Source organism: Paenibacillus sp. A3 (genome assembly GCF_001399685.1).
Lineage (GTDB): Bacteria > Bacillota > Bacilli > Paenibacillales > NBRC-103111 > Paenibacillus_G.
Genome location: NZ_JTHN01000086.1, coordinates 1 through 20,482, shown reverse-complemented (window position 1 = coordinate 20,482; position 20,482 = coordinate 1). Strand labels below are relative to the sequence as shown.

At 57.5% G+C, this 20,482-nt stretch carries 20 protein-coding genes and 1 pseudogene; 11 read left to right on the top strand and 10 right to left on the bottom strand.

Going from position 1 to position 20,482, the window contains the following annotated elements:
- Positions 1-492, top strand: a 492-nt coding sequence (locus tag QJ48_RS13405) for a methyl-accepting chemotaxis protein (protein ID WP_237762904.1), incomplete at its 5' end; no start/stop codon positions are given.
- A gap of 483 nt (positions 493-975) precedes the next feature.
- Here the strand turns inward: QJ48_RS13405 and QJ48_RS13400 are convergent.
- Entirely contained in the window at positions 976-2,766 is a 1,791-nt protein-coding gene (locus QJ48_RS13400) for a M3 family oligoendopeptidase (protein WP_054974080.1), read from the bottom strand.
- A gap of 158 nt (positions 2,767-2,924) precedes the next feature.
- Here QJ48_RS13400 and QJ48_RS13395 point away from each other — a divergent pair, with 158 nt between their 5' ends.
- The 3 genes from QJ48_RS13395 to QJ48_RS13385 are packed head-to-tail and all read left to right on the top strand — an operon-like array spanning position 2,925 to position 4,484.
- A complete protein-coding gene (locus QJ48_RS13395; protein ID WP_054974079.1) occupies positions 2,925-3,116 on the top strand; it encodes a YycC family protein in 192 nt (63 codons plus the stop codon).
- A gap of 4 nt (positions 3,117-3,120) precedes the next feature.
- Entirely contained in the window at positions 3,121-3,366 is a 246-nt protein-coding gene (locus QJ48_RS13390; RefSeq protein WP_054974078.1) for a hypothetical protein, read from the top strand.
- A 29-nt stretch (positions 3,367-3,395) separates the two neighbouring features.
- Positions 3,396-4,484 (top strand): GGDEF domain-containing protein, encoded by a 1,089-nt coding sequence (locus QJ48_RS13385; protein ID WP_054974077.1) that lies wholly within the window; start codon positions 3,396-3,398, stop codon positions 4,482-4,484.
- 52 nt (positions 4,485-4,536) lie between these two features.
- Here QJ48_RS13385 and QJ48_RS13380 read toward each other — a convergent pair whose 3' ends face one another.
- Positions 4,537-5,238, bottom strand: a complete 702-nt coding sequence (locus QJ48_RS13380; RefSeq protein ID WP_054974076.1) for a DUF2225 domain-containing protein — start codon at positions 5,236-5,238, stop codon at positions 4,537-4,539.
- A 50-nt stretch (positions 5,239-5,288) separates the two neighbouring features.
- The gene (locus tag QJ48_RS13375) at positions 5,289-5,684 is read right to left on the bottom strand and encodes a globin (RefSeq protein ID WP_054974075.1); all 396 of its coding nucleotides are present in this window, start codon (positions 5,682-5,684) and stop codon (positions 5,289-5,291) included.
- 339 nt (positions 5,685-6,023) lie between these two features.
- On the opposite strand from QJ48_RS13375, the gene ylbJ reads away from it, so the two are divergent.
- Positions 6,024-7,280 carry a sporulation integral membrane protein YlbJ gene (ylbJ, locus tag QJ48_RS13370; protein WP_157261620.1) on the top strand — a complete coding sequence of 419 codons (1,257 nt, stop codon included), beginning with the start codon at positions 6,024-6,026 and terminating at the stop codon, positions 7,278-7,280.
- 81 nt (positions 7,281-7,361) lie between these two features.
- Positions 7,362-9,935, top strand: coding sequence for an alpha-glucan family phosphorylase (gene glgP, locus QJ48_RS13365; RefSeq protein ID WP_237762903.1), 2,574 nt, complete (start codon positions 7,362-7,364; stop codon positions 9,933-9,935).
- Between the two features lie 12 nt (positions 9,936-9,947).
- Here glgP and QJ48_RS13360 read toward each other — a convergent pair whose 3' ends face one another.
- Genes QJ48_RS13360 through QJ48_RS13345 form a run of 4 tightly spaced genes read right to left on the bottom strand, consistent with a single transcriptional unit; the run spans position 9,948 to position 13,362 of the window.
- Positions 9,948-10,553, bottom strand: a complete 606-nt coding sequence (locus QJ48_RS13360; protein WP_054974072.1) for a response regulator transcription factor — start codon at positions 10,551-10,553, stop codon at positions 9,948-9,950.
- Entirely contained in the window at positions 10,550-11,695 is a 1,146-nt protein-coding gene (locus tag QJ48_RS13355; RefSeq protein WP_054974071.1) for a sensor histidine kinase, read from the bottom strand. Before QJ48_RS13355 ends, QJ48_RS13360 begins: the two co-directional genes overlap by 4 nt.
- A complete protein-coding gene (locus tag QJ48_RS13350) occupies positions 11,696-12,436 on the bottom strand; it encodes an ABC transporter permease (RefSeq protein WP_054974070.1) in 741 nt (246 codons plus the stop codon).
- Between the two features lie 20 nt (positions 12,437-12,456).
- Positions 12,457-13,362: an ABC transporter ATP-binding protein gene (locus QJ48_RS13345; protein ID WP_054974081.1), complete on the bottom strand. Its 906-nt coding sequence runs from the start codon at positions 13,360-13,362 to the stop codon at positions 12,457-12,459.
- 313 nt (positions 13,363-13,675) lie between these two features.
- Between QJ48_RS13345 and QJ48_RS13340 the strand changes: the two genes are divergently transcribed.
- Both QJ48_RS13340 and QJ48_RS13335 read left to right on the top strand, forming a co-directional pair.
- Complete coding sequence (locus tag QJ48_RS13340) at positions 13,676-14,359, top strand: flagellar brake protein (protein ID WP_054974069.1); 684 nt, start codon at positions 13,676-13,678, stop codon at positions 14,357-14,359.
- 31 nt (positions 14,360-14,390) lie between these two features.
- Complete coding sequence (locus QJ48_RS13335) at positions 14,391-15,203, top strand: NAD kinase (protein ID WP_054974068.1); 813 nt, start codon at positions 14,391-14,393, stop codon at positions 15,201-15,203.
- A gap of 90 nt (positions 15,204-15,293) precedes the next feature.
- Here the strand turns inward: QJ48_RS13335 and QJ48_RS13330 are convergent, their stop codons facing one another.
- Positions 15,294-15,992 carry a YutD family protein gene (locus QJ48_RS13330; RefSeq protein ID WP_054974067.1) on the bottom strand — a complete coding sequence of 233 codons (699 nt, stop codon included), beginning with the start codon at positions 15,990-15,992 and terminating at the stop codon, positions 15,294-15,296.
- A gap of 18 nt (positions 15,993-16,010) precedes the next feature.
- Positions 16,011-16,886: a lipoyl synthase gene (gene lipA / locus QJ48_RS13325; protein WP_054974066.1), complete on the bottom strand. Its 876-nt coding sequence runs from the start codon at positions 16,884-16,886 to the stop codon at positions 16,011-16,013.
- A 157-nt stretch (positions 16,887-17,043) separates the two neighbouring features.
- Here lipA and larB point away from each other — a divergent pair, with 157 nt between their 5' ends.
- Positions 17,044-17,970 (top strand): nickel pincer cofactor biosynthesis protein LarB, encoded by a 927-nt coding sequence (gene larB, locus QJ48_RS13320; protein ID WP_054974065.1) that lies wholly within the window; start codon positions 17,044-17,046, stop codon positions 17,968-17,970.
- Positions 17,967-19,070 carry a LarC family nickel insertion protein gene (locus QJ48_RS13315; RefSeq protein ID WP_054974064.1) on the top strand — a complete coding sequence of 368 codons (1,104 nt, stop codon included), beginning with the start codon at positions 17,967-17,969 and terminating at the stop codon, positions 19,068-19,070. The genes larB and QJ48_RS13315 overlap by 4 nt, the downstream gene beginning before the upstream one ends.
- A 137-nt stretch (positions 19,071-19,207) precedes the next feature.
- Here QJ48_RS13315 and larC read toward each other — a convergent pair whose 3' ends face one another.
- Positions 19,208-19,684, bottom strand: coding sequence for a nickel insertion protein (larC, locus tag QJ48_RS13310; protein WP_054974063.1), 477 nt, complete (start codon positions 19,682-19,684; stop codon positions 19,208-19,210).
- 123 nt (positions 19,685-19,807) lie between these two features.
- On the opposite strand from larC, the pseudogene QJ48_RS13305 reads away from it, so the two are divergent.
- Positions 19,808-20,482, top strand: a pseudogene (locus QJ48_RS13305) (peptidase M23); the annotation flags it as partial.

Genomic DNA, 20,482 nt, shown 5'->3' with positions numbered 1-20,482 from the left:
TCCATCGAAGCGGCCCGGGCAGGCGAGCACGGCAAAGGTTTCGCCGTCGTCGCCCAGGAGGTCCGGAAGCTGGCGGAGGAAGCCACCGCCTCGACCAAAGAGGTGTTCGGTCTTGTTCGTAGTATCGAACAAGGGATCAAGCACGCGCTTGCATCCATGGCCGAAAACGAGCAGATCGTCGCGGAGCAGACGAAGCTAATTGGCGAAACGGAACGGGTTTTCGCGGAAATCGTCAGCAGCGTCCGGTTCATATCCGAGCAAATCGCCGCTTTCGCCGATGGGACGGAGCAAATGCTGGCCGGAGCCAAGCACATTTCGGCTACAATGGAAAATATATCGGCCATTACGCAGCAATCCGCTGCCGGGACCGAGGAGGTGTCCGCGTCGATGATCGACCAGATCTCGGCCGTACAGGCCATCGTGGCCCAGTCGGAGGAGATGACGAAGCTGGTGACGAAGCTCCAGCAGACGATGAGTATCTTTAAATTGTAGCGTTTGGCGGGCTTTTTGTGCAGGGGTGACCATTGGCTTGCGCTGGAAATGGTGGATAAACAGGTCCGGCTCCGGCCGCTCTTGATATCGGGTCATCTGAATTATAACTGAAAGGTATTGACCCGATATCAAAGGCGGCACGTAAACTCTCCGGCTGACCCGTTTATCCAATTCATCGGCTCTAGGGAACCCTTTTAAGATAACAAACCCCGCCTAAAATAGGCGGGGCTAAAGCTTGTCGAGAAAGTGGTCGTTTACAAAAATAGAGATGCAAACGGAGGTGGGGTATCCACTGGAGAGCGATAGCGGCCGCCTTTGTCTTCGGGAAATGTCCGCTGTTAAGCGGCTTCAATAAAAATTTCCCGATGACAACAGCGGTCGGAAGTGGATACCCCACCCCTTCGTAACCTCTATTATTCCATTTGACACTTTCTCGATATTCTGAAGCCCCGCCTAAAAATAGACGGGGCCAAAGGCTAAAGGCTACTCCGTTAAGCGCAAGAACTCGTTGACGTCGGCGATCGTGACGTCCATCGCCTGCTGCCAGAAGTCCGGCTTCCGCAGGTCGACGCCGAGATGCTTGCTCGCCAGATCTTCGACCGTCATCCGTCCGGTATCGCGCAGCAGCGCAATGTACTGGTCTTCGAACGCCGCGCCCCGGCGTAGCGCTTCGGCGTACAGACCGGTGCTGAACATGTAGCCGAAGGTGTACGGGAAATTGTAGAACGGTACGTCCGTCAAGTAAAAATGCATTTTCGACGCCCAGAAGTGCGGATGATACTCGGCTAGCGTATTCCGGTACGCTTTTTTCTGAGCGGCCTCCATCAATTCGTTCAAGCGTTCGATACTTACAAGGCCGTTGCGGCGCTCCTCATAAAAGTCCGTTTCGAACAAGAACCGGGCATGAATGTTCATATAGAAAGCGACCGAGCGCTGAATTTTATCCTCCAGCAGCGTTAAGCGCTCTTCGTCGGTAGCCGCTGCTTTCACCGCCGCATCGGAGACGACCATCTCGGCGAATGTGGAAGCCGTCTCGGCAACGTTCATCGCGTACTCCTGGGCAAGCGCCGGCAGATCGTTCATTACATGCTGATGATACGCATGTCCGAGCTCGTGCGCGAGGGTCGATACATTCGATGCGGTGCCTGCATAGGTCATAAAAATACGGGTCTCTTCAGAGATGGGAAACGACGTGCAGAATCCGCCGGGACGTTTGCCTGCACGGTCCTCCGCTTCGATCCAGCTGTTTTCGAACGCCATTACGGCGAATTCGGCCATTTTCGGGCTGAAGCGGCGGAACTGCTCTACGATGAGCTCCGCACCCTGATCGTAGCTGAACGTCGTACTGCCTTGGCCGACCGGCGCGTCGACGTCGTGCCATGCCAGCTTCTCAACGCCCAGCAGCTTCGCTTTCCGCTCCAGGTAACGGACGAACACGTCTTTGCTCTGCTCGATCACGCCCCACATCGCATCCAGCGTTTCCTTCGACATCCGGTTGATGGTTAACGGCTCCCGATGAATCTCATCCCAGCCCCGGCGCTCATACAGCTTAAGCCGGAAGCCGCCCAGATGATTGAGCGCGTCGGCGCAGTAATCGGCATGCTTCGCCCATTCCCGCTCCCACAACTCGAATACCCGCTGTCGCACGCTGCGGTCCGGGCTGTACATTTTGTTGGCGGCTTGTCCCGCCGAAAGCTCCGTTACGGTCCCGTTTTCTTCGAACGGGATGCTGAACTTGCTCACGGTCGTATTGTAGAGCTCGCCCCAACCGTGATACCCGTCTACGGCAAGGTCGTGGATGAGCGCCTCCTGTTCCGGCGGCAGCTTCTCGGAAGCGAGCCGGCGCCGCTCTTCAAGCGGGTAAGCGATTTCACCAAGCTCCGCATGAGCAAGCAATCCTTGCCAAGCCGGTTCCGGAATGCGGCGCAGGAAATCGTCGAAACGCGTTAAAGCGGAAGCGAAAGCGGCTTGAATCGACTTCACCTGCCCGGTGAGTTGGACCGCGCGCTTGTCGTTTTGATTTTCCGCCGTCAGGCAGCCGGTGAACGATTCCGCTTCGCGTATTTTCAATAAGGCCGTTTGCACCAGAACAATCGCGGGAAGCAGCGATGCCGAGTGCTCGGCCGTTTCCGGTACGGCCAGACCGCTTAACGTCTCGTCCAGCTCGGAGATGTTCGACTGCAGCTCTTTCAAAAATTGAATAAAAGCATCAGACCCGCTGCCTCCCGGAAAAAAGCGATCCAAATTCCAAGTTTGCGGCAAAGGATTACGCATGGATAAACACCTTCCTTATTTATACATTATGTATCTCTTTCCATTAAACCACAATTTGGCGCAAAACCAAAATGCTGCGGCCCCATTTTTTGGTTGAATTTTGGGTCTCGGATATGATTAAATGGAGACTGTAGATCTATAGACTGGAGGGACTGCGAATGAGACCTTTGCAGATTTCACCTGAGACGGCGCAGAAACTCGCGAAGGAATTGAACGTTCCGATCGAACACCTGATGCATATGCCTCAGCATATTCTTTTGCAGAAGCTGGCCGAGCTTGCCGGACAGACGAAGGACAATTCTACGGCTCCGGCACCGGATAAAGATTCCGGCAATTCCGGCCGGGAGTAGACCTATGATACCTTTTGAGAATACATGGCCCTATGAACGGATCGGACAAGACGTGTATGTGCAAAACTGCCCCTTTTGCCACGCTGCCAATGTTTTGCTGCCGCTCAAACCTAAAGACCTCTCGGAACTTCGCGAAGGCGTCAAAAAACTGCTCGTCTTCCCCTGCTGCCGAAATAAAGAGACTCTGGTCGATGCCGACCAAGATTATTTGCTTGCGGGCCGTCCGCTGCGCCGATACGGCAAAGAGTAAGCGTTCCCGCCTTCCCAGGAGACATCTTCATGGATTTCACTGCGCTTACGCATGCTTGTACCTTGATAGCGCTCAGCTATATGGCACTTAAGATACGCAATCTGCTGGTTATCGAACGCTTACAAGCATTAGCCGTGCCTGTGCTGACGGGAGCCGCCAGCATCGTGATGATGCTCTTGCCCTTGCCGGGGGACTCCCTGTTCAGCGACTTGAAATTCGCGCCGATCGTCATGGCGGGCCTACGGTTCGGCTGGGTCTCCTCTCTGTTGTCCACCTTGCTTCCTGCGGGGTACATGCTGCTGGAGCACAAGCCGAACTGGGCCATCGAAGCCGTTCAGGGGCTTCTGCTGCCTGCCATCATCAGCTCGCTGTTTCATCGTAAAGAATACGATTCCGGTTTTTTTTTCATCCGAATGACCGACGGGTGGAGCGTCTGCGCGATTCTCACCGTGGTACGTCTGGTTTCGCATGTCCGGCTGGAGACAGCCCAGACCTCGCTGTTCTGGCTGTCGCAGCTGCTGATGCTCGTCTTCTCGGGGCTGGCGATTATGGCCTTGATCTATATGTTCAACGACGAGAATAAAATCTGGATGATGCAGCGGAAGCTGGAGCTGGAAGCGAAGCAGGACAACCTGACCCGGCTGCCAAATCTGCGCGGCTTTATGGATATCGCCAAGCGGACCATCCGCAGCCGGCGCATCGCCATCATGATGATCGATATCGACAATTTCAAACGGTACAACGATACGTTCGGACACCTGCACGGAGATCAGCTTCTTCGGGAGGCCGGACAGCTGCTGAAAACGGCCGTCCATGAGCAAGACTACATCGCCAGATACGGCGGAGAAGAATTCATTATCTTAAGCCATACGACGGATGAAACCCAGCTGTCGCACTATGCGGACTGGCTGCGCCACAACATCGAAGAGCACCGCTTTTACGGGGATTCCGTGGCCGGAACGACGATTTCGATCGGCATCTCCATCTCCCGCATGCCGGGAGACGAGCTTCGCCGGCTTATTGCCGAAGCGGACGAGGCGCTGTACGTCTCCAAGCAATCGGGCAAAAACCGCTATTCGTTCTATCGGGCGGATCAAACGCAGCAAAAAAACGCTTGAAGCGTTCTCGGATCGATGCCGGGAACCTTGAAGCGTTTTTGAGTTGAGGGCGTCAGGTCAATTCCTGGGCCTCGGGTTCGAGCACGACCGAATCCGCAAGCATATCCTCACGAGTTACGGCCCACTGCTCGCGGCACGCCCGAATCATGCCGGCGTCCATGATGCGCTTGTCATTAATGACGCGCGAGAACCATTTGACCGCTTGGTTATACTGCTTCAGCCGGCGGCTGAGCTCCCCCATCAGGTACATCAGACGGGCATTGTTCATCTCCCCCGCTTCCGTCTCGAACGCCCTAGTATACTCATCCAGCGCATGCTGCAAAAACCGGTTTTCCTGCGCCTTGTCGTTCCGATAGCGGTAAAGCCAGGCGATATGGTGCAGCAGCCCGGCGGTAATGCGCCCTTTATCGTTGACCGTCTGGGCCGTAACGAGCGCAAGCTTGTAGGCGTAGAGCGCCTCCTCCCACGTCCGTTCGCCCCCGTAGTCCTTGTACGTCCAATGGTCGGCGACTTTTTCGCGGAATGCCGTTTTTTGCGCGGGCGTCAGCCGGTCCTTGGAATTCTCCGTCCCCGCAAACCCGCAGTGGGGGCAGATGCGTACGACATAATAGTCGGGGTTAATGTCCTTATAATGAACGCAGAAATCAGTGTCGGTGCCGGACGCCTTCTTGAAGCTCGGGCGAACGCGGGACGTTTGAAATACGGCGTCGCAGTGATGACATCTGACGCTGACTTGAAATAAAGGTTCGACCACGGAACACACTTCCTTCGATCAGCTTCGTTTTCTGGTTTCGATAAGCTTCGTTAGCTGTTGCTATGGGTGTTGATAAAATGATACGCCGGGCCCTTCAGCCGCTCCAGTACGGCAAGCCGAAGCTCCCGTTCCATCCCCGTTTCTTCCAGCGCCTCCGCCATACAGCCGAGCCAGGCGTCCGCACGCTCCGGCGTGATCGGAAACGGCAAATGCCGCGCACGCATCATCGGGTGCCCGTACTGCCCGGAATACAGCGGCGGCCCGCCGAAAAATTGCGTCAGGAATAAGTACTGCTTTTCCATGACCGGCGTAATGTCTTCCGGGAACAGGGGCCCCAGCAGCGGATGCGCCTGCACCTTCGGGTAGAAAGCCTCCACAATGCTGCGGATGGCCGCCTCTCCGCCGATCGCTTCGTAAAACGTCAACTCCCGTTCTCCCCGGGTCATACGGTTCATCTCCTAACGAAAAAAGATGCTAAGTTGCCCTGCACCTTAGCATCGTTATTTTGTAAAACGCTTTATACATCCTCTTCGCCCGACGTCATCAACGTCTCCCTAATGACATAAACAAAAGCGCATACGAGAATTCCAGCAATGATACCCATCATCTGAAATCACTCCCATTCTCATATTGGTACTATTGTACCATACATAGCTCGAAAATTCAGCCTTTTTCTGACGGCCCGGCAACTTTTTCGTCCCTGTGCCGCGCGTCCGGGAGGCATGTCTCCCTGCAGCGGCTCATATATCAGAATGACAGGCCTTTCTCGAAAGGAAGTGGTACCTTTGCTTGGCAAACGAATATCCGTCCATGTCGCCGCATCGCTCGCCGTCCTGCTGGCCTGCTTGATGCTCGCTTTCCCCGCCGAGGCGTTTCAAGCCTCGCTGAAAGGATTGTCCATCTGGTGGGACGTGCTGTTTCCGGCGCTGTTCCCGTTCTTCGTTATCGCCGAAGTCATGCTCGGGCTGGGCATCGTGCATTTTTTCGGCATGCTGCTCGATCCGATGATGCGGCCGGTGTTCCGTATTCCCGGCATCGGGGGCTTCGTCATGGCTATGGGCTTCGCCTCCGGCTATCCGATCGGCGCGCGCCTGACGTCGCAGCTGTGGACGCAGCGGCTCGTCAACCGGGAAGAGGGTGAACGGCTGGTCGCTTTTACGACATCGTCCGACCCGATCTTTCTGATCGGCGCCGTAGCCGTCGGTTTTTTCCACGATGCCGCGCTTGCGGGCGTGCTAGCCGCGGCGCATTACGGCTCGGCTCTGCTGATCGGCCTCCTGATGCGGTTTCACGGCAGGCCGGGAAAGCATGCCGACGAATACCGCCAACCGGCGTTCACGTCTCTCCCGGGGGCCTCCCCCGACCAGTCGCTTTGGCGCCGCGCTTTCGAAGCCATGCACCATGCCCGGATGAACGACGGCCGGACGCTGGGCACAATGCTGCAGCAGGCGCTTGCCTCGGGGCTGCAGATGATTTTCGTGATCGGCGGGCTCGTCGTCTTTTTCTCTGCCGTCATGGAAGTGATGACCTCCGCAAAAGTGATGAGCTTGTTTTACGCGGCCATCGAATCGGTGCTGGGCGTCTTCGGACTGCCGCTCCCGCTCGCCGAAGCGGTAGCGAGCGGCTTCTTCGAGGTGACGCTTGGGGCCAAAGCCGCAGGCGCCGCAGCCGGCATACCGCTGGTATATCAGGTGGCGATCGCCGCCTGGGTGCTGTCCTGGGCGGGACTTTCGGTGCATGCGCAGATTATCAGCCTGCTGCACCATACGAACCTGCGCTACGCGCCGTTCGTCGCGGCCCGGTTCGTCCACGGCCTGCTTGCGGCCGGACTTGTCATGGTTCTGTGGCGGCCGCTGGCCCCTTATCATGCCGCGCTGGCCGCCTTTTTTCCCGAGCCGGATATGACCCGGCCGCTGGAAACGCTGGCGCAGCATACGCTTCCGGCGGCCGGGCTTACGTTTGCTGCGGTGCTGAGCGCATCGCTGCTCCTATCGTTCTGCTTTCTTATAGGCAAAAGATGTATGAAGCGGATTCGATCATAAGATACTACTAGGAGCCAACAGAAGCGAATCCGGCTCCCTCTGCTTCCGCAGTCGAGGGACCAAATTCAGGGTCGAGGTGAAATGATGTATACGATGTTCCATCGAAGAGATTTGGCGCTGCCGCCTGCGATCGGGCGATTGACCGAGCTTGCTTTCAACCTGTGGTTCAGCTGGAACGACGGGGCCAAAGAGCTGTTCGCGGCCATCGAGCCGAAGCTGTGGGACCAGTTTCGGCACAATCCCGTACGTTTATTGACGGAAACGGATGCGGCCGTGCTGAAAGAACGGTCGGAGGACGAAGCCTTCCTCCAGCGATACCGTGACGTCATGGCCGAGTGGGACGCATACCGGGAGGCGGAAACGTGGTTTCAGAAGGAATATCCGCAGCACACCCGCCAGGCAATCGCTTACTTCTCGGCGGAATTCGGCTTTCATGAATCGCTTCCGATTTATTCGGGAGGGCTTGGCGTTCTGGCCGGGGACCACTGCAAATCGGCCAGCGACTTGGGTGTACCGCTGGTCGGTATAGGATTGCTTTACAAGAAAGGGTACTTCGATCAAAAGCTGGATACGGAGGGAGGGCAGCTAGCCGAAAATATCGCCTACGACTTCAACAAGCTGCCGATCGTCCCCGCCTACGTTCCCGTACTGGAAGGCCAAGCGCCGGCCGAAGGTCAAGGGGACGGCGCGCCTCCGCTGCGCGAGTTGACCGTTGACGTGCCGCTGGCCGAACGGACCGTCCGCTTGAAGGTATGGCAGGTGCAGGTCGGCCGCGTGCCGGTCTATTTGCTCGATGCCGATCTGGAGGAAAACAGCCCCTGGGACCGCGAGCTGACAGCTCAGCTGTACGGGGGGAACCAGGATATCCGGATTGCGCAGGAGGTGCTGCTCGGCGTCGGCGGCGTCAAAGCGCTGCGGGCGCTGGGGATTCCGACCGGCACGTTTCATATCAACGAAGGGCATGCGGCGTTTCTATCGTTCGAGCGGATCCGCGAGCAGTTGGATAAAGGCCTGCTCTTTCACGTCGCCCTGGAGGTCATCCGCGCCAGCACCGTATTTACGACGCATACGCCGGTACCGGCCGGGCACGACGCGTTCCCGCTTCCGATGTTCGAATATTATTTCAGCCGCCTGTTCGCCGATTATCCGTCCGCCCGGAGGGAATGGACCCTGCTTGGGCTCGACGAACCGAAGCAGCTGTTCAACATGACCCACCTTGCCTTGAACACCTCCGCGCTGCGCAACGGGGTCAGCAAGCTGCACGGTCACGTGTCGCGCGAGATGTTCCGGGCCTTCCACGGCGGCATCGACGTCCCGGAGGTGCCGATCGGGCACGTGACCAACGGCGTCCACCTGAACACATGGCTCGCCCCCGAGCTCAAGGAGCTGTTCGGCCGCTTTTTGCCGGGGATGTGGCTGCGCCATCAAGCCAATAAAGACTCGTGGAAAACGGTCGATCTGGTGCCAAGCGAATCGCTCTGGTCCGTTCATATGGAGCTGAAGCAGCGGATGATCCGGCTCGCCCGCGCCAACCTGCGCGAGCAGCGGCGCCGCAACAGCCTGCCGGCGGACCGGATCGAGGAGGTCCGGAACTACTTGTCCCCCGACGCACTGACCATCGGCTTCGCCCGGCGGTTCGCGACGTACAAGCGGGCCAATCTGATCTTCAACGATTTGGACCGGCTGGACCGTTTGGTGAACGATCCGAACCGTCCGGTGCAGTTCGTCTTCGCCGGCAAGGCACACCCGGCCGACCATCCCGGGCAGGAGATGATCCGCGAGATCTACAGAGTGTCCGAGACAGACCGGTTCCGCGGCAAAATCGTGCTGCTTGAAAATTACGACATGAACATGGCGCGCCACCTGGTGCAGGGGGTGGACGTGTGGCTCAATAACCCGCGGCGGCCGTACGAGGCGAGCGGCACCAGCGGCCAAAAAGCCGCGATGAACGGCGTCATCAACTTCAGCGTGCTGGACGGATGGTGGGAGGAAGGTTACGACGGCGCCAACGGCTGGAGCATCGAATCGAGCGACGGGGCGAATGCCGGTACGCAGGAGCGCGAGAACACCGAAGCGATCTACCGGCTGCTCGAAACGGAGATCGTGCCGCTTTATTACAATCAACGCCCACTCCCGGCCCAATGGATCGCCCGGATGAAGCGCTCGATCCGCACGCTCGCGCCGGTGTACAATTCGGACCGGATGGTCATGGAGTACGTGAACGAATTTTACGTCCCCGCCTTGAAGCGGACGCACCATTTTGTAGCCAACCGCTATGACGAAGCGACCAAAGTCGCCGATTACAAAAGATTTATCCGCAAAAACTGGCATTACGTCCGCGTCGCCGAGCTGAACGATCCGCAAGCCCACCCCAACGCGACCACCCCCAAGGAGGTTACGGCTACGGTGAAATTCGGACCGGTATGGTATAAGGATACGGCGGTCGAGATCGTCTATTACGAGGAAAAAGCGGACCGCTGGGACCCGGTGATCGTAACGATGGAGCCCGTACGCGAGCTTGGAGACAATACCGTGCTGTACCGGGCTACGATTCCCCCTCATCTTCAGCACGGCCCCCATTACAGCGTGCGCGTGTATCCGGTGAGTGCGAACTTCGCCCGCCGCTTCGAGCTGCCGCTGGTTACGACCTTTTAGCGGAACGCCGGATCAAGTCTCGATCCAGCCTTTCTTTTGGGCGATCGCCACGGCATCGATCCGGTTTTTGGCTTCGAGCTTCTGCATGATTTCCGAGATGTAGTTGCGCACCGTGCCTTGAGATAAAAATAAGGCGCCGGAAATTTCACCCACCGTCAATCCTTGAGCCAAGTGTCGCAAAATATCCTGCTCCCGCTCCGTGAGCGGGTTTTCTTGTTCCCACATCGAGTAGGCGAGCTCGGGACTAATGACCCGGCCTCCTGCATGAATGGAGCGCAGAGCACCGGCCAGCTCGGATACGGGGGCGTCCTTCAACAGATACCCCTGTACCCCCGCCCGAATCGCGCGTTGAAAATAGCCGGTCCGGGCAAAGGTCGTCACGATGACGATCCGGCACCGGCTTCCCTCCGCTTTCAAGCGTTCGGCCACGTCGAGTCCGCTGAGCACCGGCATTTCAATGTCCATGACGCAAAGATCGGGGTCCAGGCTCAAAATAAGCCGCAGCGCTTCTTCCCCGTCCCCGGCTTGACCGACGACCTCGATATCTTCTTCCATCGAGAGCAGCGTGCTCATCGCGCCCCGCAGCATGCCTTGGTCTTCCGCAATGACGATTTTCATCGATTTCCCTCCGTTTGCTGCCGTTTAACAACGTTCGGAACGGTAATGGTCAACGTCGTTCCCGTCTCCTCCCGCTTGGAGAACTCCAGTGTCCCTTCAATGAGCGACAGCCTTTCCTTCATGCCCAGCAGACCGCTTCCCGCCTGTCCGAGCTTGCTTCCCGCGCCGTCGATCCCGACGCCGTCGTCGTGCACCTTGAGCACGTAGGAGCCGGATTTCTCAATCAGCTTCACCTTGCAATGCTTCGCCTTGCTGTGCTTGACCACATTGGTCACGGCTTCCCGCAAGCACATGCTTAAGATGTTCATCACGACAGGGGACGTCCGAATCCGCTCCACATCCCCCACTGTCTCGAAACCGATCCCCGCCGAGCTCAAAATTTGCCCGGCTTGCCGAAGCTCGTCCGCTAGATGCACCGCCCGCATATCGGAGATCAGCTCCCGGACCTGCTTCAGCACGGTTCTCGACGTCGTCTGGATATCCTTCGCTTCCCGCACCGCCCGTTCGGGATCGTGCGGGATGAGCCGCTCGACCAGCTCGCCCTTCAGCGTAATCAGAGACAACGTATGGCCAAGCGTGTCGTGCAGGTCTCTCGCGATCCGCTGGCGCTCTTCGTTTTTGATCAGCCGCTCAATCTCGTCGTTCGCATGACGCAGCTGCTGGCGCAGCTCTTCCGCCTTTCGGTGGGACTTCATGGCAAAGGGCAGTACGGCAAGAATAATCAGGCTGGGAATAAAATCGAGATGCACCGCCTCGCCCGCTTTTTCGTAATACAAATACATCACCAAAACGAAAGCGGTCACCATGTACGCAACGGAAAACGCCACTTTGCGGACGGTTGGGAGCATGCCGACCGTCATAATGCAGTAGAAGCCGAAATATAAAAAAGAGGGGTTATACGCGTACCCCAAAACGGCAACGGAGGTAATCTGGATCAGCGCATACGCGAAGCGCCCCTCCATGTTCCACAGCGCCTGCCGGAAAGCAAGCGCCAGGATGACAACAGCCACGAAGCCGATCCACGCTTCGCGGAAGGGCAGCTGCAGCAAGAAATATACAGGGACCGTCATATTGATGACCCAAATCAAGCCAAAATGCTTAAGATTGTCCGGAAACAACCGGAATGGCAAACGCAGCTTCATTTACACCGCTTCCTGTTTTTTAGCGAGATAAGAAGATAGTATCACAAAAACAACCAAATACGCAGCCAAGACAGCCAAGTTCATCAAATCGGGCAGGCGGCCGGCAATCAGCGACCAGGTCCCGTTTCCAAAGTTGTAGGACGGCGTCCAAACGGCGATGGCCTTCATCAGCTGCGGCATCGCATCTACAGGCATCCAAAGGCCGCCGATCAGCGACAGGCCGATTTGCAGCAGACTGGCAATCACTTGGGCCAGTTCCGCCTTTTTGGCCATGCCGACGAGCGTACCGAGCGCAAGGAACGTCAGCGAGCCGATCAGGAGCCATAAGCCGCAGCCGATCCATTGCGCCGTACTGAGCTGAACCCCTTTTATCATGCCGCCCGCCAAAAACATAACAACGATAATCGCCGCATTCACCAGCGACATGGAGACGATTTTGGCACCGACGTATGAACCGGAAGGCAGCGGCGTCACATGCAGACAGCGCACCCAGCCCTGCGCCCGCTCCTGGGACATGCGGACTCCGAGCGTATTCACGCTGACGGACAACAGGCCGAAGGCCGTCATCGACATGAGATAATACGTCTTCCAGGCGGTCCCGCCCATACCGGCGTCGCCCCCGGCGGAATTCGTAAAAATAAGATAAAACAGCATCGGAAATCCGATGGAAAAGATAACAACCTTTTTGTTGCGAAGCGAGCGCAGAAGCTCTGCCTTGCATTGGGCGATAAACATGTTCATATCCGTCATCCTCCTGTGCTTTAGATCGTTGCTTCCGTTTCCGGTAAGCCGACCAGCGATTGAAAAGCGTCTTCCAGCCCGCCCTTGTGCGTTTCGATATCTTGAATGTCCAGATCGCTGCGGATCAAGGCGTAGAGCAAGCCGTCCGTGTCTCTGCCGTACAGCTTCACGCGGCGGCCGATCCACTGCAAGTCGGTGACTCCGGGGAGATCAAGCAGTTCGCTCGTCATGACATTATCTCCGGCGGTGAAGGACACGTGCCGGTTGCCGGCGCTTTCCTTAATCTGGGTCAGCGTTCCGTCGGCGACGATTTTCCCTTGATTGACCACAACGACCCGGTCGGCGATGCTGTCGGCTTCCTCCAGATAGTGGGTCGTCAAAATAATCGTCCGCCCGCTGCCGGCAAAGGAGCGGATCGTCCGCCAAAACAACTGTCTCGACGTCACGTCCATCCCCACCGTCGGTTCGTCCAGGAAAATCAATTCCGGGTCGCCGGCCATCGCCAGTGCGAAGCCCAGACGCCGATTTTGTCCCCCGGACAGCGAAGTGGCGTACTTGTCCCGGTCGTTTTCGAGCCCGGACATTCGCAGCAACTCTCCGATCGATAACGGGTTTGTATAATAGCTGCGGAACAGATTGATCGTCTCCTCCACCTTCAGGCTGTCGATCACGCTTACCTCCTGCAGCATGACGCCGATCCGGTTGCGGACGCCTCTATACCGCGGACTGCCGCCCATCAACCGCACTTTGCCTGCCGTGGGAGCCGTCAGCCCCAGCATCATGTTGACGGTCGTCGATTTGCCTGCGCCGTTGGGTCCGAGCAGCGCGACGATGCTTCCTTTCCTGACATGCAGCGTCATGTCGTCCACGGCCTTTTTATCCCGGTATTGCTTGGTTACATGTTCGAGTTCGATCACATGCTTCATGATTTCATCACCTTTGTCGTTCGGGTTGACTTCCTTGATTAAAATCATATAATGCCGCGGCCTGACGCTGTAGTTATTCGTATCATCTGTTTCGGGTGATAAATATCACCCGGTGTACAAAACGGCGCAAATTCATAGAGCCTGCTCTCCGACCGGAAGCGTCAGGAGGACAGGCTCGCGCGCGAAAAGCCGGGAAGACGACGGACGAACTCGAACTCTATGCTTCCGGCATTGTGTTATTTTACATTATTGATTATTATGGATGTAAACGGTAATGAAAGTTTCAGAAAATCATACCGTGTGGTGATAACTGATGAACTGGACCTTGGCCTTGGCAAACGAAACGGTTGTTTTCCCCAGAAGCTGCAGTCTCATCGTAGTAGGCGAAACCAAAGAGGGCTCGCCCTTTTGCTACGAGGACAACTTTACGCTTCTCAAAGCTTCCGCGGAGGAACTGACGGTTACGCTCGATGCCGCGTCGATCCATCCGCTGGAGAAGCTGCATCATGTATGCTTTATTGAATTTTCTTTCCGCGAGCAGGGCATTCTGTATTATGCTTTGGTAGATCTGCTGCATTTGGAAACGAAGCGCAATGTATGCACGTTGACCTTAACCGCGCCGCTGGAGCTGAAGCAGTCGCAGAAAAGGCGCTATCCGCGTATTGCCCTGCCTACCCGCACGCCGGTCACCTCCCGGATCGTCGGAGTACGGGAGCAAATATCGCATCAGAACGTGGCGTTTACGGGACAAATCCTGGATTTGTCCAGCGGAGGGATGGCGTTTATGACGTCGACCCGCGTGTTTTGCCCGCTCGAATTGGAATTATCTTTTGTTCTTCCCGGCATTGCCCAGAAGATTACGGTCTATGGGGAAATCGTGCGCGTGGCCCATTTCAGCAGCGATGCTTACCGGGTAGCCGTGCGGTTCCATCGTGTTCCAGACAGCACTGCCGCGCTTATGGAGGAGTATTGCTCCGCTTCGGGAGCCGACAGCTGACGAAAGCGGATAGTTATAGGAGGATAACCGGTTGAAATACAATGTGATACACCGCGGCGATGACATCTCCATCCAATTGATGCACAGGTTTCACGAATTGATCCGTCAGTACGGGCTCATTCACGAAGAAGCGTCCCCCGATATCGTACTGTCCATTGGCGGCGACGGGACGCTGCTCAATGCGTTTCATCAATATAAGGACCAGCTCGATCACATTGCATTTACCGGGATTCACACGGGAAGACTCGGTTTTTTTGCCGACTGGAAGCCGGATGAAGTCGAGCTGCTTGCCCAGCTGATGGGCGAGAGCGCCAATCAAAACGACCTGCGCGCCGTCAAATATCCATTGGTCGAGATCCAGATCACGACTCCCCAAGGGATCGAAACGGAGCTTGCGCTGAACGAATTTACGCTGAAAGGCGTCGACGCCACGCTGGTTGCCCAGCTGCATATAAACGACGAGCTGCTCGAGACATTCCGCGGCGACGGCATCTGCATCTCCACGCCATCGGGAAGCACCGCCTACAACAAAAGCTTGGGCGGCGCCATCGTGCATCCATCGCTCGACGCCATTCAGATTGCGGAGATCGCTTCGATCAACAACCGCGTATTCCGTACGCTCGGTTCGCCGATCTTGCTGCCGAAGCATCATCACTGCGACATTTACCCGCGCGCGAACCAAAACATTTTGCTGTCGCTCGATCACTTGTACATGCAGCGCAACGATATCATCTCGATCCGCAGCCTGGTCGCCGCCGGCAAAAAGGTCAAGTTCGCCCGCTTCCGTCCGTTTCCGTTCTGGAGCCGCGTACGCGAAGCGTTCATCGGCTATGACATGGTCTGATGACGCTGCAATTGGCTGCGTAAAAAGACCCGGTGCCCCGTCCTCCCCGCACTTTCGCAGGGAGACGGAGCATCGGGTCTTTATTTGTCGTTACGCCTCTACGCGAGACGATTCCGGCTTGGGCTTCGGCGGATTCTGGGAGGATTGTCCGCCTTTCGGCTTGGACGCGTGCCCCTGCTGCCTGTTCTGGCCTTGATGTCGGCCCCCTGGTCTTCCCTCGCCCTGCCGCGCAGAACCGTGCTGCGATTTGGACTGATTTTGGCCGCCGGACTGCTGGCTTTGCCCATGGCGGGAACCATACGTCTTGCCGGACGGGTTGTACCGTTGATGCTGCGGCGACGGCGTGCGGGGGGCCGCCGAAGCGGCCGTGTCCTCATGCCGATGCACGGAGGCTTCGGCCGTTACAGCGGGCTGCGGGCTCGGCCTGTCGCCTTGTTCCGCCCCTCCGCCTGCCTCGCCTGCCGGACTATCCTCATAGAAGTCCCCCGGCGACCCGGTCGGTTCCACTCCGCTCTTGTTCGGCACCTTCTCAATGATGAAATAGGCGCAGCCAAAATTGCAGTACTCGTTCAAATAATCCTGAAGCGTAGAGATCATGCTGTCCTTCGTCGCTTTCGGATGGTTGTCCTTAAAAAATCCGCGCAGCCGGAGCTGGCTGTAGCCCCAGTCGCCCACAATATAATCGTACCGCTCCAGCACCTCGCTGTACCGGTCGCGGAACGCCTCGAAACGCCAGCCGTTCTTATGGTCAACGACCACTTCGTACGTTTTGCCCGCAATATGAATCACCGTATCACCTCCCCAAGTTTACGACTGCTTCGCCGATTGGACCTGTTCATGCGCATGATACGAGCTGCGGACGAGCGGACCGGACTCCACGTGGCTGAACCCGCGTTTCAAGCCCTCCTGCTTCAGCTCTGCGAATTGCTCCGGCGTGTAGTACTTGGACACCGGCAAATGCTTGAGCGAAGGCTGCAAGTATTGGCCGATCGTCATAATGGAGCAATCGACGGCGCGCAAGTCGTCCATCGTCTGCAAAATTTCGTCCCACGTCTCGCCGACCCCGAGCATGATGCTCGATTTCGTCGGAATCGAAGGGGCAATCCGCTTGGAGCGCTCAAGCAGCTCCAGCGAACGACGGTATTTGGCCTTGGCCCGCACCTTGTCGGACAGCCGCTCCACCGTTTCCACGTTGTGGTTCAAAATATCGGGCTTCGCTTCCAGCACGGTGCGAAGCGCTTCCTCGTCTCCTTGAAAATCGGGAATGAGCACTTCGACCCCGGCCAACGGCAGACGCCCTCGGATCGCCCGGATCGTCGCGGCGAATACCGAAGCCCCGCCATCTTTCAGGTCGTCCCGTGCGACGGAAGTGACGACGACATGGCGCAGGCCCATCTGCTCCGACGCCTCCGCGACGCGCTCCGGCTCCTGCAGATCCAGCTCCGTCGGCATCCCGGTATTCACGGCGCAGAACCGGCACGCCCGCGTACAGATGTCGCCCAAAATCATAAAGGTGGCGGTCCGGGCCGCCCAGCATTCATGGATGTTCGGGCACTTCGCTTCCTCGCATACGGTGTGCAGCGTTTTGCCGCGCATCATGTTTTTCAGCTCTTTGTAGTTGTCTCCCGTCGTCAGCTTGATTTTCAGCCATTCGGGCTTGCGTTCTATTTGATGAGTCGCCATGGATGCACTCCTGTTCCGCAGCAAGCTTTTCTTGCGCTTGGATTTGAAGCTATTATATCACGAATAGGCCAACAATCCACTTTCGAAATTACTTTGGGATTGGAAATATGGTACACTGAAGAAAGGTTTTTGGGAGCGGGAGGTTCGAGCATTTACGATGATGAACATCGACAACATACTTAAGCTGGTGCAATCCGGCGATCTCGATATCGCCGAAGCCAAACGGCTGCTGGAGGAAGGGCTATCCGGGGCGCATACCGCCCCGGTCGATCGTCCGGAAACGGCCGTACAGGCCGGAAGAACGCCGGAGCAGCCGGCAATCGATAAAACGGTGAAAGACGCCTCCGGGGAAACGCCGATGCGCCACCGGGCGTCCTTCCTATCGCTTTCGGAGGACGCGGTGGACGATAGTCTCGGCTACGCGCAGCTTGATCTGAGCCGGCCGGCGAGGACCGGCTTCCCCGAGGTCATCTACGGGGAAAGCAAATCGGCGGAGCAAATCGCCGCGATCTTCGAGCGGCTGGCCGCCCATACGGACCGCGTGCTGGCGACGCGTGTCGACGCGGATAAAGCCGCCTATGTCGCGGAGCGCATCCCGGGAGTGAAGCATCACCCCGAGGCGCGGGCGCTGACTTGGCTGCGGAGCGGCGAAGCCGTGCCGGACGGCGGCAGCTACATCGCCGTCGTCTGTGCAGGCACGTCGGATGTGCCTGTGGCGGAGGAAGCCGCCGTGACGGCCGAGTGCCTGGGCTCCCGCGTGGAGCGCGTCTACGACGTCGGCGTGGCCGGCATACACCGGCTGTTCCGCCGGCTGCCAGTCATCCGCGGAGCGAGCGCGGTCGTGGTCGTCGCCGGGATGGAAGGGGCGCTCGCCAGCGTCTTGGGCGGCCTGGTGGCCGTGCCGGTCATTGCGGTGCCGACAAGTGTCGGCTACGGCGCCAGCTTTCAAGGCGTCGCCGCGCTGTTATCCATGCTCAACGCCTGTGCGCCCGGCATTTCCGTCGTGAACATCGACAACGGCTTCGGCGCCGGATATAACGCCGCACTAATCCACCAAAACGGGACAAAGAGGGATGAAACGTGAAAATCTTGTATTTGGACTGCTTCTCCGGAATCAGCGGCGATATGACGCTGGGCGCGCTTGTCGACGCCGGCGCGGACCGTCAGTATATCGAAGAAGAGCTTCGCAAAATTCAGATCGAGCCGTTTACGCTGGAGTGGAGACGCGTGAACAAGCGCGGCATATCCGCGCTGAAGCTCGACGTCGTGCTTGATCCGCATACGCCGCCGGCGCACCATCGCCATTACTCGGAAATCGTCGAGCTGATTCATCGTGCCGGCTTCAACGAGCGCGTCGTCAAGCTGAGCCTCGCGATTTTCGAGAAAATCGGGGTAGCGGAAGCGAAAATACATAACATCCCGATCGACAGAGTTCATTTTCACGAAGTCGGCGCGATCGATTCGATCGTCGATGTGATCGGAGTAGCCTTGGCCATCGATTCGCTGGAGATCGAGAAAATTTTGTCCTCCGCCGTACCTCTCGGCTCCGGCACGGTGCATTGCGATCACGGCATTTATCCGGTGCCGGCCCCGGCCACGCTGGAGATGATGAGAGGGCTGCCTATCGCGCCGACCTCGTATTCGCTGGAGATGACGACGCCGACTGGCGCAGGCATCGTCTCCGGACTCGTCGACGAATTCGCCAAGGGCCTCCCGCCGATGATCGTGGAGTCGATCGGGTACGGGGCCGGAACGCGCGACTTGCCGAATCAGCCTAACGTGCTGCGCGTCGTTGTCGGGCAAGCCGATCCCTACTTGAACAAGTGGCAGGTGCACCACGAAGAGTTCTCGCATGAGCACGTTCACGGACACCATCAGCCGGAGCACCATCATCACGGACACTCGCACGAGCATGGCCACGGGCACCATCATCACGAGCACTCGCATGAGCATGGGCACGGGCATCATCATCACGAGCACTCCCATGAGCGCGGGCACGGGCACCATCATCATGAGCATTCGCACGAGCACAGCCACGAACACCATCATCATGAGCACTCGCACGAGCATGAGCACGGGCCCCAAAAACATAGCCATGACGATCATTCGCACGATGAGGAGCATCCTCACGTGCACCACAAGCATGACAATGACGGTCCGGACGATACTTGCATACGGCAATAGTTACAACGAGCGGCTTTTCCTCCGGGAAAAGGCCGCTTTTTCGTTTCGCTGCTTCACACGACGATAGAACGGCCAACGGACGGATTCCGCCGGCAGATGCGCAAGATCTGCTTCGGGAGAACCGTCCGTTGGCTTGTTTAAGCGCGGCCGCGCTCCATAAACCGTCGCCGCACCTCGTCGTACACTTGCTTGAGCGGCACGCCGTGCGTTTTGGCCGCCTGCTCGCATTCCTTAAACTCCGGGGCAAACTGGACGAGCTCACCCTGATGGAACCCCGCTTTTACCTGAATGGGCCCCCAGGGCGTATCGACCCTGTGAAGCTCCCTTCCCAGGCGGTGGCAGGAGGCCCGCAAATAACGCAAGCCAAGCGTCGTCGTTTCCCGGAAAATGACGGCCTCCATTCGCTTCGCGCCCTCATCGTCGGTCAGTACGTTCAGCATGACGCCGGGACGGCCTTTTTTCATAATAATCGGAATCCAGTATACGTCGTTGGCCCCCTGCTCCAGAAGCAGGTCGGTCACATACGAACAATATTCCGGATTCATGTCGTCGATATTGGCCTGCAAAATAAGCATTCGGTCATCTACATGCTCTTCCCGGTGATCAAACGGCATCCGGCATCCCCCCATGCCTTCATCATATCAAACCGGACAAGGGATAAAAAGGCAGCGGCCCGCACATGCTACAGTTAAATGAAACCAGCGTATCGATACCCGAACGAAGGAGGCAGCTATCGTATGGCGGCATTCCATGCACGAGTGTTAACCGCGGCGGCTCTGTGTGCCGCGCTGCTCGTTGGTCCGGCATGGGGGGGCTTGGAAAACCGGGGATTCGCCTATGCTCCCGCAGCCAGGACTCCTGCATTACCGAAAGCAAGCAAGGCGGCGAATGGAATGAAAGCCGTGTTCGCCGAACGCAAGGATCTATTCGACAAAGTCAGTGCGGTTACCGGCATTCCTTGGTATTATTTAGCAGCCGTCGATCAATACGAACGGACGATCAATCTGGCCAAAAAGCGCCCGGCCCCTGACGGAATGATCGCCATTTATTTTACCGATCTGCAGTGGGGCGGCATTCTCAACCCTGACCACGAGGACAAAAATGTGAAGAGCATTCAATGGTTCGGTGGAATCGGCAAGGACGGTTCGGGAGATGGGTTGGCAGACCGGATGAACGATCTTGACCGGCTGTATTCGATGGCGGCCAACATGCTTCAAAAAGGAAGCGCCGAGGAAGACCTTCGAATCGGTCTCTGGGACTATTACCAAAATGCACGGAGCGTCGAGCGGATTCAGCAATTCGCCCGGATCTACGCCCATTTCGATACGCTCGACTTGTACGAGCATTGCTTCGTGATGCCGCTTAGCGCCGATTATTCCTATCGCAGCACATGGGGAGCCAGCCGCGGCTGG